The organism is Psychrobacter sp. JCM 18901, assembly GCF_000586435.1.
GTDB lineage: Bacteria > Pseudomonadota > Gammaproteobacteria > Pseudomonadales > Moraxellaceae > Psychrobacter.
Genome location: NZ_BAWH01000011.1, coordinates 47,781 through 60,288, shown reverse-complemented (window position 1 = coordinate 60,288; position 12,508 = coordinate 47,781). Strand labels below are relative to the sequence as shown.

The following is a 12,508-nucleotide window of genomic DNA, read 5'->3' as shown; positions in this document are numbered from 1 at the left end:
CAAATCAAGTTACTTTTCTACATTTTCTGCTTCATCCAGTTTTAAGCGTTTAGTCAGTGCCGAATACAGCGATGGCTGCATGTTATGAATATTGCCTATCATCCATTTAACATAACTGATAGGCACGTCTTTAATCGGCTTGCCTTTATGCTTACCAAACGGCATTTTGCTCACAGGAGTCGCCTTATTAGAGATAGCATGTGCCGCTGCAAAATCTGTCGGCGCAATTTCTAGACGCTCGCAACATGCTTGATACAGCAAATAGCACATTCGAGCATCGCCAAGTGCATCATGAGCGGCAATCGTCATTGCACTCGCTTCACCCTTACCCAACAGCTGCTCGATACATTTAGACTGACCGTAAGCACGCCATTCTGGAAAGGCTGCCCGCGCAAGTCTCACCGTACAAATCAGCTTAGCAGAAGGACTGCCAATCACTCGCCAATCAAAACGTACGTTATGACCAATCAAGTACTCTGGCAATTCAAAATGTTCTAGCTCAAAGCGCTCAAGACCAGCTACATCATCATCGGTAATACCATGCACCTTTATGACAATAGGTGAAATAGATCGACCACTATTAAAGTATTTCATCCACTCAAAACCAGTTGCTACATTGATAGTAGCAACTTGGATAGGTCTGGGATCACTGCCCTGATCTGTTTCGGTATCGATAACCAGCGCTGTTTCGCGCGTGGCAGAAATATCAGTAGGCTTAAAAGCATCATTCATAAAGTATTAACCATCAGTAGCAACTGTCTATGCTCAGCAGAAATGTTAAGTAGATAAAACTGTATTTGCTGTCTATATCCTTAACCATAAGAATAACTATGGGGGTAAAAACGATAGATAACAATGCGATACATACGTTATCAGACGAAGCTTTTATAATAAATTTTCAAATGACATCAAATATATATGAGACATCAATGCTAGCAGATGGAAACAACCAGCCTCCCAGACCTTCTTTTTTTCAGTCGTTTAATAAGCCTATTGATTAAGGCTACCGTATTGCTAGCACTATTATTTATCTTCGATAAGCTACTACCCAGTATCAGTCAACAAACGCAATCATTTGTGGTTGCCAAATGGCAGCAATTGAGTCTATTGCAACAAGAGCTACCGACCGAAAATAGCTTGCCCAGTCCACTACCAGAGCGGAACCTAACAGACACTTGGGGCGCAGCACGTAGTCAAGGCCGCTCTCACGAAGGCATCGATATCTTTGCACCGCGTAATACTCCCGTGCAGTCGACCACGCAAGGCGTAGTAAGCAAGGTTGGTGAGAACACATTGGGTGGACGCGTGGTCGTGGTGGTAGGGCCTGGTGGCGCAGGACATTACTACGCTCATCTAGAAGACTATGCTGACATCTCTCCCAATGACTGGGTCAATCAGGGCGATGTGATAGGTTATGTGGGCGATAGCGGTAATGCAAAAGGGACACCGACACACGTACATTATGGTATCTATATTAATGGCAGTGCGGTCAACCCTTATCCGCTTTTGCAAAAGGATTAACGAATACAAAAAAAGTATGTCGTTATCCTAATTTGAAGTCATGCTAGGTTTATATTAATCAAGAAACTGAAACCGAAAAACTGACGTTCATACAGACCAAAAATTGTATTAATTGGCTGTGACGGATCTGACGTAGTTTGAAGGAAATACCACACTAAATGTCGATCCTTCCCCTTCTACTGAATCGATTTGCAATTGTGCTTCGTGCTGGTGTAATACGTGCTTTACAATCGCTAATCCCAACCCCGTACCACCTGTCGCACGACTGCGACCTTTGTCGATACGATAGAAACGCTCTGTCAAACGGGCGATATGCTCTGACGCAATACCGATCCCATCATCTTCGACCGCGAAACGGCAGCCATCAGACGTCCTTGTCCAGCTGATAGTGATATTACCGCCCTTTGGCGTATATTTGATTGCATTGATTACCAAATTGGATAGCGCACTATTCAAGTACATCTCTGACCCGTACAGCCCATCGTACGTATCTATATGCAAATGAATGATGTGTTTGTACGCTTGGTTGTAAGCCTGTGCATCGTCGTAGATATTGGTCAGTAGCTTAGTCATATCTATGTAATGCAGCTCGTGTGACTCTTCGATTTCAATCTTAGACAGTAGCAGTAAATCGTTCACAATTCTGTTCATACGGGCTGTTTGCTGGGTCATCAGCTCAAAACCGCGACGCCATTGCGGCGGCATATCTGGCTGATCGGAGAAATTTTCCAAATAGCCCATCATTACTGTTAATGGTGTCCTAAGCTCATGCGAGACATTTGCGACAAAATCCTGACGCATTTGCTCTAAGTGCCGCAGGCGGGTCACATCATATACAAACAGCAGTTTTTCATCACCGAAAGGGGTCAGTTCACATTTTAAGTAGCGACTAGGATCTCGCCATGATTCTATATGAACGCCATCGTTAGGTATCGTTGTACCTTCATAGTACTGGCGGAACTCAGGTACAGTAATAAAGTCAAAAATATTCTGACCTTTGTCTCTGGCTGTAGCAGCAATAAGTCTTGTGCTGCCTGATTCCACCATTCTAGACCGTCATTGTTATTGAGCAAAATCACTGCATCGCGCAAGGCTCGTAGTGCACTGCCGATTTTTTTGAGTTGCTCCGCTGTACTTTGAGTAGATATTTGCTCTAATAGAGCTGATTGCTCACGTTGTGCTGGCGCTATCTTGTCCATTTTTTATCCTTACCACTATCCGCGGCCTTTATATTGCTGCGGCATTATTTGTACAAGATTAACTTGGCTCAATCAGGCTAGAAAATCGGTAGCCTGTTCCACGTACCGTCTGTATCAATGTATCACAGTCATAAGGTCGCAGTAACTTACGTAGACGTTTGATATGCACATCGATGGTTCGGTCTTCGATATATACATTGCCGCCCCATACCTGATCGAGCAGCTGCGTTCGTGTATAGGCGCGCTCAGGGTGACTCATAAAAAATGCTAATAGACGATACTCTGTGGGGCCAACATCAACGATTTTACCTGCAGCTGTCACGCGCTGACTCTTGGTATCTAAACTTAACTGTCCAATTTCGATAGGTTTGTCGCTACTCATCGCGCTACTACGGCGTAATACGGCTTTGATTCTAGAAATCAGCTCACGCGTCGAAAAAGGCTTAGTCATATAATCATCTGCACCTGCATCAAGACCATGCACCTTACTGTCTTCTTCACTTTTTGCCGTTAGCATAATGACTGGTATTTCAGAGAGCAGCTCATCGTTTTTGAGCATACGACAAAAATCCACACCGCTCTTGTCACCCGGCAACATCCAATCTAACAGTATCAGTGATGGTCTATGATCGACCACTTGCTGATGCGCCTCTGACACATCAGCCGCTTGCAAGCTATCAAACCCAGCCATCTCTAGCGTCATGACAACCATTTCACGAATCGCAGGCTCATCTTCAACAATCAAAATTTGCTCATTATACATAGGACATTCTCGGTGTTAGAGGACAAAATCTAGCATGTAAAAAGGCGATATATACTCACCAGTCTCTACCTATTAAACGGATTAATTATGACAGCTTGATGACACTCTAAAATCAGATTTCTAGTAAAAAAAATTGAGCGGCCCATCATTGACGCTCGACACTTGCATATCAGCACCAAACTGACCAGTTGCCACGTTCGGGTGCTTAGTTTTGGCATAGTCGACCAGTTGTTCAAATAACGCTTGCGCAGCAGCAGGTGCCATCGCACCACCAAAGTCTGGTCGGCGCCCTTTGTCTGTTTTTGCCATCAAGGTAAATTGTGAAACTAATAATAGCCCACCAGCAACCTGCTGAACGTTTTTATCCAGTTTACCAAATTTGGCCGGATCATCGTCATTTTCAAAAATGCGATAGGTCAGTATTTTGTCAATCATACGCTGGGCAGCGGCAAAATCGTCTTCATGCCCCAAGCCAATATATGCCAATACCCCATGCCCAATCTCACCAATACACTGTTGATCGACGACCACACTAGCGTGCTTCACCCGTTGTATGAGTGCTTTCATTTACTAATTCCTTAACAGATTATGGCCATACAATAATATGCTGTCCATGATAAAATACCGTCATTAACTTAACTATTATTAGGGCGTGTTTGATATTCACAAATAGGTACTGCGGATCGCTAAAACTGTTCCAGACAAGGCGTAAAACGACGATAATGCTCATGCCTTATCTAGATTTACAACGTAGTATGGCGCAATTTTATCCACTGTCAGTGCCATGGTCGAATTTCCAACACGCCCCTATTACATTACACCTTATTTTGGTAGCCTTATTATGAATGTATTTACCACCTTACAACAGCTTGTGCCGCAGCAAAAGCTCAGTAAAGTCGCTGGACGTTTGGCCGCCAGTCGCCACCCTTATGTCAAACGCACCTTTATCCGTAGCTTTGCCAAAGCTTATAATATCAGCTTAGACGAGTACGAACGCCAAAGCCTTAACGCTTATGAAAGTTTTAATGACTTTTTTTACCCGCGAGTTAAAAGAAGATGCTCGTACTATCGACGCCACTGCAAACGGTATCGTAAGTCCTGCGGACGGTATTATTTCTCAGCTAGGACAAATCGAAGACCATAAACTACTACAAGCCAAAGGCCGTCACTATGATGTCGGTCAATTGCTTGCTGATAGTGAAGATGGCAGTTATTTCGCTGATGGTAGTTTTGCGACTATCTACTTAGCACCTAGTAATTATCACCGTGTGCATATGCCGTTTACTGGCACATTGACTAAGACTCGCTATGTGCCTGGCACCCTGTTTTCGGTCAACAATACTACGGCGGCTAACGTGCCAGACTTATTTGCGCGTAATGAGCGTCTGGTCTGTATGTTTGATACCAAGTATGGCAAAGCAGCTGTCGTAATGGTTGGCGCTATGATCGTCGCTGGTATTGAAACTATCGCCACTGGCAAAATTGCTCGTACTGACGATATACAAGAAGCTAATCATGACATGCAGTTTGCGGCAGGCGAAGAGCTTGGACGCTTCTATTTAGGCTCAACGGCTATCGTAGTATTACCAAAAGCAGCAAAGGCTGATTGGCTAGATAGTATGCAAGCCAATAGCATCGTGCAAATGGGTCAATTGCTAGGAATGGCAAATGCTCAATAACACGCCTGTATAAAAGTACTGAAAATACTAGTCCAGTTAAGCGTGAATCATCATGCTTAACTGGGCTTTTTTTATGCCTGTTATTTATGTAGATTTATGCATCAATCAGCCAGCCTTGCTGAGTTGCATATTCAATATTATGTGAGAGCCAATCATGGATAGGAGGAAAGCTGTCTTTGATAAATGCATGCGCACCTGCCACTTGCGAGCGCGTGACACCAAGCTCAATCCACGTTTTACCATTGGTATTTAGATTGAGCAAAAACGGCAATAAGCGGTCGACCACTCTGAGTAACTGACTCTCTTTGCTACTTCCTGTTTCTTGCGCTTCCCAAACCTCGCTTAAATCACTAATGCCATTGCCTCGCTCACGTTGCAATCTGGCAATGCCGGCACGCTCTTCGACGTGTGCATCAGTACGCGTATCAGCATACAAAAAAAAGTATCACCCGCATCAATCTCACCCAAATCATGAACCAACGCCATCTTCAGCAATTTTTCATGATTGACGTCTAGCGCAAATAATTCAGCAATTGACCAACAGGCCATCGCTAAATGCCAAGAGTGTTCGGCAGAGTTTTCTTTGCGAGTAGTCTGTGTCACATAGCTGCGACGATTCACGCGTTTAAGCGCATCTAACTCCAATAAGAAATGAGTGACATCATCGATATCGATATGTGAAGTAGATTCGGAATAAGTGAGTGATATAGAGCTGGCTTGCGACATTATTTTTTTCTCTGGTTTTCTCTAATTATTGGTTTTTAATGTTGATAAGTTCTAGCGATTTCAAGTTTCATTGCTCAAGGTATTATAATTAGTTTGATATCTAGTAATGATTAAAAGACTATTATCGCTATCAAAAAAATAGCGCTTATCTTACCAAGCGCTATCTATTCTAAGTTAGAAAATAAATGGTTAAATTAAATCCCTATTTATCCAAGTTTTTAAGCACCTAAGGCTTAAACCACCTACTTAATCAAATTAATGATGGTTTTAAACGCAGGATCTTCGCTGCTACGGCACAGCTCAAATAAGATTGATTCGACAGTACTAATCACCCCACCTGCACGGCGAATACGGCGAATTGCTTGCTTTTTATCATAAGGAAAACGAGAACCCACCGCGTCACCAATAATGACAGGCTGCATACCATTATCCAATAAATCCAGTGCCGTCTGCATAATACAAACATGAGCTTCAGCACCAAAAAGCAGAACAGTACTACGATTCTGTTGGGCTAGATGGTGCCATGAATCGTTGTTATCACAGGCACTAAACGTGACCTTTTCAAAGCTCTTGGCATTGTCTCCTTCGAGTATGTTGCGTAGCTCTGGCAAGGTATCGCCCAAGCCTTTTTTATATTGTTCATTGAGCATGATTGGAATATTGAGCGCTTGCAGCCCTTTAATCAAGGTAACGGTTTTTTTGACAATGTTTTCGTGATCATAGATATGCGGCGTTAAACGCTCTTGCACATCAACAATCATTGCTTGGGTATTCTCACGAGCGATTCGATAGGTGCGATCATTAATCATAGTAGACATAGTACACTCCTTGTACGGCTGACAGTTGCAACTAAAAACTATTTTAGAATTATCATAAACAGTGCCATGGTTCATCTTTCTCTTATTTAGTCATAGTTTCATGAATGCGTCAATGGAGATATTTTTTAAACGCTATAATACTGTGTCTTTCGACTCCGTGTTTTATTAGCTTACCAAACATTAGTTTTACTCATAAAAAAACCTCCAGCCGTTATGACTAGAGGTTTTTCGTTAGCGAGTAGCTACTTATTGAGTGTTCAAATAATCTTGTTTATATAAATAAGATTAAACACGCTCAATAATAGTAGCGATACCTTGGCCAAGACCAATACACATCGTCGCTAGACCGATTTCAGTATCTGACTGCTCCATCGCGTTTAGCAATGTCACTGTGATACGAGCACCTGAACATCCTAGTGGATGACCTAGAGCAATGGCACCACCGTTGATGTTAACGATGTCTTGCTTATCAGACAGGTTCAGACCTTTTAATACTGATAGACCTTGAGCAGCAAATGCTTCGTTTAGCTCGATGGTTTGCATGTCATCGATGCTCATGCCAGCACGCTTCAATGCTTTTTGGGTAGCAGGTACAGGACCATAACCCATGATAGCGGCATCACAACCAGCAACAGCCATACTACGGATACGGGCACGTGGCTTTAGACCTAGATCTTTGGCTTTTTGTGCGCTCATTACTAGCATCGCTGACGCACCGTCAGATAATGCAGATGACGTTGCTGCTGTTACTGTACCGCCTTTTGGATCAAACGCTGGACGTAGTTTTTGCATTTGCTCCATCGTTGCGTCTGGACGAATTACTTCATCAACAGTACATAGTTGCAGACGACCAGCAGCATCATGACCTTCGATACCGATGATTTCATTGTCGAAACGACCTTCAGTGGTTGCAGCCCATGCACGGCGATGTGACTCAAGACCAAACGCGTCTTGCTCTTCGCGCGTGATGTTGTTCATACGACCTAACATTTCAGCAGTCAAGCCCATCATGTTTGACGCTTTTGCATAATGCTTAGAAGCAGCAGGGTTCAAATCAACACCGTGCATCATGCCTACGTGACCCATGTGCTCAACACCGCCGATGATGAATACATCACCTTGGTTGGTCATGATTTGTGCAGCAGCAGTATGTAGCGCCTGCATAGAAGAACCACATAGACGGTTAACCGTTTGGCCACCAGCAGTCTTTGGGATACCAGCTAGCAAACCGATGTTACGACCAATGTTCAAGCCTTGCTCTAGCGTCTGGTTGACACAACCCCAGATAATGTCTTCGATATCATTGGTGTCAAAGTCATTACGTTCTACTAGCGCACGTACTAGTTCCGCTGACATGCTATCAGCACGTACATGACGGAACATACCGTTTTTGGTTTTGCCCATTGCCGAGCGCACGCCATCTACGATGACCACATCTTTTGGACTTAAAGTTGTCATACCATATTCCTTTTCAATTTTTATTGTCAGTGTAGTCAGCCCAATTTACGCCTATTACCTTGTTAATCTCGCTCAAAGTACAATAGGTACATTTGCGCTTGATTTACTCGTACTAGCATTAAACTGAACCAACTATAATCGTACGTTCGCTATTGGAGACGATTCATGTCTCAATTGCTTTCATGCAAAATAGCAAACGTACTGCACTTCATCCTAGTAATGACTGACTATTACGCTGTTGCGTAAAAAGTCTCGCCTGCGGCTGCCATGTCGCGAATCTTTTGTGGCGCTTCATAAGCTTTGCAAGATGTGCGTATTTTTCACATAGTGCCAAGTAGTTATCTAGACCCATTTGGTCAACATAACGGCATGGGCCACCACGGAATGGAGGGAAACCTACGCCCATAATCATCGCCATATCGGCCTCGCTTGGTGTGCTTACGATGTTGTCTTCTAGGCAGCGAACGGTTTCGTTGCAGAAGGCAATCATAGTGCGATCAATGATTGCTTGATCGTCAAAGGTCTGCTTTTCGCTATCAGTCGTGGCTTTTAGCAATTCGTAAGTGGCTTCATCAGCAACTTTCTTTGGCTTGCCGCGCTTGTCCATTTCGTATTTATAGAAACCGATGCCGTTTTTCTGACCCAGACGCTCATTGTCATATAGATGCTGGATAGCACCTTTATAATCAGGCTTCATGCGATCAGGGAAACCATCAGCATCACTGCTGCGCCATGTACACCAGTATCTAGACCAACCACGTCAATTAGATAAGCAGGACCATTGGCCAGCCGAATTTTTCCATAACTTTATCGACATGAGCAAAATCAGCACCTTGCTTCAGTAGCAAGTCAAACGCGCCAAAATATGGGAACAATACACGGTTTACCAAGAAACCTGGGCAGTCATTCACAACTACTGGCACTTTACCCATTTTAGAAGCGAGTGCAACGGTAGTCGCGATAGCTTCTTCAGATGATTTCTCACCGCGGATAACTTCTACCAATGGCATACGGTGTACTGGGTTGAAGAAATGCATACCAACGAAGTTTCTGGACGCTCAAGCGCTTCTGCTAGGAACGTAATAGAGATAGTCGAGGTGTTTGACGCTAGGATACAGTCGTCTTTTACTAGACCTTCTACTTCTTTAAGTACCGCACGCTTCACGTTTGGATTTTCTACGACCGCTTCGATTACGATATCAGTCTCAGCAAAGTCGCCGTAGTTCAAAGTAGGACGGATACGGCTTAACGTTTCACCCATTTTTGCTGGGGTCATCTTGCCGCGTTCTACCATTTTGCCAAGCAGTTTGCTCGCTTCGCCCATACCAAGGTCTAATTGCTCAGACTTGATATCTTTCATGATGATTGGCAAGCCTTTGCTGGCTGCTTGATAAGCAATACCGCCACCCATGATACCAGCGCCTAGTACAGCGGCTTCGTTGATGTCGTGTGCTTGTTTGCTATGCTGTTTTGCTAACTTTTTAACTAATTGATCGTTTAAGAACAAACCAACTAAGCTTTCTGCTTGTGGGGTTTTAGCCGCTTTAGCAAAACCAGCCGCTTCTACTTCGATTGCTTTGTCACGTGGTAGGTTAACGTGTTTTTCAATAGCTTCGATTGCTAGCGCTGGTGCTGGGTATTGCTTAGGATTGGCTTTAGCAAAAATAGCACCTTTGGCACTGTTGAACGCCATTGCTTGCTCAAGTTGGTTTAGCTTAACTGGAGCCAATTTCTCTTCACGTTTTGCTTTCCAATCAAGCTCACCTGAGATACATTTTTTTAACTAGGTCAATTGCTGCATCTTGCAAGTCATCAGCAGGTACAGTCGCATCAACCAAGCCTAGCTTCAATGCTGCTAGTGCTTTCTTTGGGCTACCAGTGGCGATCAGCTCAAGTGCGTTATCGATACCGATGATACGCGTACTACGAACTGTACCGCCGAAACCTGGGAAGATACCTAGCTGAGTTTCTGGCAAACCGATGATGGCTTTGTCACTCATGACACGGTATTCACAAACCAAAGTCATTTCACAACCGCCGCCCATTGCCGCGCCATTGATAGCCGCAACTTTAGGGAATGGCAGGTCTTCAAAACGATTGAAAGCGTCATTAACATGAACGACCCAATCTTTGATCTCGCTTTCTGATTTTTTTGAAAGAACCGACGAATTCTGTGATATCAGCACCAGCGATAAACACGCCTTTGGCTGAGGTTACAATAAGACCTTTTACGTTGTCGGCTTTTTCTAACGCACTAACTGCTTCACCAAACTGCTTGTTGGTTTCGGCATCAAATTTGTTCACGCTCTCATTTTCGGCGTTGTACTGCATGTTGCGATGCCATCCTCTAGCATTGTCACCGTGATGCGATTTCCTTGGTATACCATTTGAACTCCTTCTATATAACGAAAGCTACGTTTTGAATTAAAATAAATAGCCAGTTACTGTTAGTAAAATGGGTAATAGCACTGTGCGCTTGTCATGTTATAAAGACAAACATATAACCAGCTCACAAGTGAAGATGTCTTTATTATCCAGCGCTCATCATGATGCACGTATTTTGCGTCTCTTGCATGACATCATATGACGCTTCATTTATATACTGCTGTTGCAGGTACTGATGTTCAAAATATTGACTGAGACTTGGTCTAACACTCGGTATCGACGATTGAACATCCTGAGAAAAAACCCAGTAGGGTCACCATCAGACCATTTTCACGTCAATTAGTGTAGGGGATTATGCCCCTAACTGTCACAAGCTAATACCATACTCGCAAGTCACTCTTAAATCACTTACAGGCATTTACCTTACGATAAAAGTGTTTTAGTGAATAAATGTATACTGAATTGTTAATTTATATTTATTTCGTGTTGTTGACTTCATTTATGCCACTACTTAAGTACCAGTTTGTCAGCGCTACTTATTCAGTACCATTTTTCTACTGTAATAAAATTAATGTGCCAGCCTAGCTTGCTCTTTTATCAGAACATATTCAACCAGAGAGTGACATCATCCATCGGTAACGAAATCTTGTCGTTATATTGCAGCTAAGATTGCACTGTTTTTGAATAGAATCTGGTAGAAAAATGCAAAAAACAATCAATTGATACCGTGTGTCACATAAGCGATATGACTGATCATGCTACACTAATAGCGTTTTTTCCTTATCCCTAATAAGTTTTACTGTATCCCTGATAAATGGTTGGATTATGACTGTTTCCCTTACTTCTAGCACTACCTCTACTGGCTTCATCCCTTCTAACTTTGTCTCTTTTCAAAGCACTGAGCAGTTTCATGGTGCTGTGCGCGAGCAATTGGCGCAAGATATCGAGGTCTTGTTTGCTTATGCCAAGCTCCCTAGCCCACTGGTAGATGCCTGCCGTTACGTAATGACGGGTCAAGGTAAACTGGTACGCCCACTGATGGTTGCCAGCGCTTTTGCCAGTATTAATAGCAGTAATAATGAACGTACAGATGAGCCTAATGATGGCATTGATGATATCGATACTCTCGATGCTGATCTGAACGCGCTACTAGAAAACGACTCAGACTATGATATGTCGCGCCGTGCCGCATTGGCGGTAGAGCTGCTGCATACTTATTCGTTGGTACATGATGATTTGCCGTGTATGGACGATGATGAGCTGCGCCGTGGGCAGCCGACCGCGCATATAGCCTTTGATGAAGCGACGGCTCTGCTAGCAGGAGATGTATTGCAGACGCTAGCCTTTGAAGTATTGACCGCGGAGATGCCAACCTTTGCACCATTCGATGCAGCCATCGCAAGTCAGCTTATGGCAATATTTGCGCCGCGCGCCAGACGCATGGTGTCAGGTCAAATGCTAGACCTCAATGCCGAAGCCAGTGCCAATATTGCACAGGATGATTTAGAAGCCATTCACCGTGATAAGACAGGGGCATTGATTGAAGCGGCGATGCTCATGGGCGGCGTCTGTGCTGGTGCAACGGCCCCACAGCGCATGGCACTACAAGAGTGCGCGCAATACATTGGTCTTGCCTTTCAAGTCCAAGACGATGTGCTAGACGTCACCATGACGACTGATACACTTGGTAAGCCTGCAGGTAGCGATGAAAAACTAGACAAATCTACCTATGTAAAACTAATGGGTGTCGATGACGCGACCAGCTATGCACAATCGCTATTTAATGACGGACGTGCAGCTATTTCTCATGAACTATATAGTCGTGAGCTTAGCGACAACGAAGATGCCGTTGGCACAGATAGCGATGCGCTACTGGCATTGATTGAATGGCTCTGGTCGCGTAAAAAGTAGCTTGTCGAATAGCAGTCGATAACAGATATCGTAGTAAATTTTATTACT

Annotated in this window: 11 protein-coding genes and 2 pseudogenes; 3 read left to right on the top strand and 10 right to left on the bottom strand. The window is 43.8% G+C overall.

Features of this window, described 5'->3' with window-relative positions:
• Positions 1-9: 9 nt before the first annotated feature.
• A complete protein-coding gene (locus TT11_RS09525) occupies positions 10-732 on the bottom strand; it encodes a putative quorum-sensing-regulated virulence factor (protein WP_261870209.1) in 723 nt (240 codons plus the stop codon).
• 279 nt (positions 733-1,011) lie between these two features.
• Between TT11_RS09525 and TT11_RS09520 the strand changes: the two genes are divergently transcribed.
• Positions 1,012-1,521, top strand: a complete 510-nt coding sequence (locus tag TT11_RS09520) for a M23 family metallopeptidase (protein ID WP_261870208.1) — start codon at positions 1,012-1,014, stop codon at positions 1,519-1,521.
• A 108-nt stretch (positions 1,522-1,629) separates the two neighbouring features.
• Here the strand turns inward: TT11_RS09520 and phoR are convergent, their stop codons facing one another.
• The 4 genes from phoR to dtd all read right to left on the bottom strand — a co-directional run bounded on the left by phoR (position 1,630) and on the right by dtd (position 4,050).
• Positions 1,630-2,496 carry a phosphate regulon sensor histidine kinase PhoR gene (phoR, locus tag TT11_RS09515; RefSeq protein ID WP_261870243.1) on the bottom strand — a complete coding sequence of 289 codons (867 nt, stop codon included), beginning with the start codon at positions 2,494-2,496 and terminating at the stop codon, positions 1,630-1,632.
• Positions 2,430-2,720 (bottom strand): hypothetical protein, encoded by a 291-nt coding sequence (locus tag TT11_RS09510; protein WP_261870245.1) that lies wholly within the window; start codon positions 2,718-2,720, stop codon positions 2,430-2,432. The genes phoR and TT11_RS09510 overlap by 67 nt, the downstream gene beginning before the upstream one ends.
• A 58-nt stretch (positions 2,721-2,778) precedes the next feature.
• On the bottom strand, positions 2,779-3,483 hold the full coding sequence (phoB, locus tag TT11_RS09505; protein ID WP_057761786.1) for a phosphate regulon transcriptional regulator PhoB: 705 nt from the start codon (positions 3,481-3,483) through the stop codon (positions 2,779-2,781).
• A 120-nt stretch (positions 3,484-3,603) separates the two neighbouring features.
• Positions 3,604-4,050 carry a D-aminoacyl-tRNA deacylase gene (gene dtd / locus TT11_RS09500; RefSeq protein WP_261870207.1) on the bottom strand — a complete coding sequence of 149 codons (447 nt, stop codon included), beginning with the start codon at positions 4,048-4,050 and terminating at the stop codon, positions 3,604-3,606.
• A 274-nt stretch (positions 4,051-4,324) separates the two neighbouring features.
• On the opposite strand from dtd, the pseudogene asd reads away from it, so the two are divergent.
• Positions 4,325-5,162 (top strand): annotated as a pseudogene (gene asd / locus TT11_RS09495) (archaetidylserine decarboxylase).
• Positions 5,163-5,256: 94 nt separating this feature from the next.
• On the opposite strand, the gene TT11_RS09490 reads toward asd, so the two are convergent.
• From TT11_RS09490 to fadB, 5 genes and pseudogenes are all read right to left on the bottom strand, one after another.
• Complete coding sequence (locus tag TT11_RS09490; protein ID WP_261870206.1) at positions 5,257-5,541, bottom strand: HD domain-containing protein; 285 nt, start codon at positions 5,539-5,541, stop codon at positions 5,257-5,259.
• The gene (locus TT11_RS09485) at positions 5,505-5,888 is read right to left on the bottom strand and encodes an HD family hydrolase (RefSeq protein ID WP_261870205.1); all 384 of its coding nucleotides are present in this window, start codon (positions 5,886-5,888) and stop codon (positions 5,505-5,507) included. Before TT11_RS09485 ends, TT11_RS09490 begins: the two co-directional genes overlap by 37 nt.
• Positions 5,889-6,130: 242 nt before the next feature.
• On the bottom strand, positions 6,131-6,706 hold the full coding sequence (locus TT11_RS09480) for an isochorismatase family protein (protein WP_102093943.1): 576 nt from the start codon (positions 6,704-6,706) through the stop codon (positions 6,131-6,133).
• Positions 6,707-6,991: 285 nt separating this feature from the next.
• The gene (gene fadA, locus TT11_RS09475; protein ID WP_057761795.1) at positions 6,992-8,164 is read right to left on the bottom strand and encodes an acetyl-CoA C-acyltransferase FadA; all 1,173 of its coding nucleotides are present in this window, start codon (positions 8,162-8,164) and stop codon (positions 6,992-6,994) included.
• Positions 8,165-8,394: 230 nt separating this feature from the next.
• Positions 8,395-10,551 (bottom strand): annotated as a pseudogene (fadB, locus tag TT11_RS09470) (fatty acid oxidation complex subunit alpha FadB).
• A gap of 823 nt (positions 10,552-11,374) precedes the next feature.
• Here fadB and TT11_RS09465 point away from each other — a divergent pair.
• Complete coding sequence (locus tag TT11_RS09465; RefSeq protein WP_261870204.1) at positions 11,375-12,460, top strand: polyprenyl synthetase family protein; 1,086 nt, start codon at positions 11,375-11,377, stop codon at positions 12,458-12,460.
• The last annotated feature ends 48 nt before the right edge of the window (positions 12,461-12,508 follow it).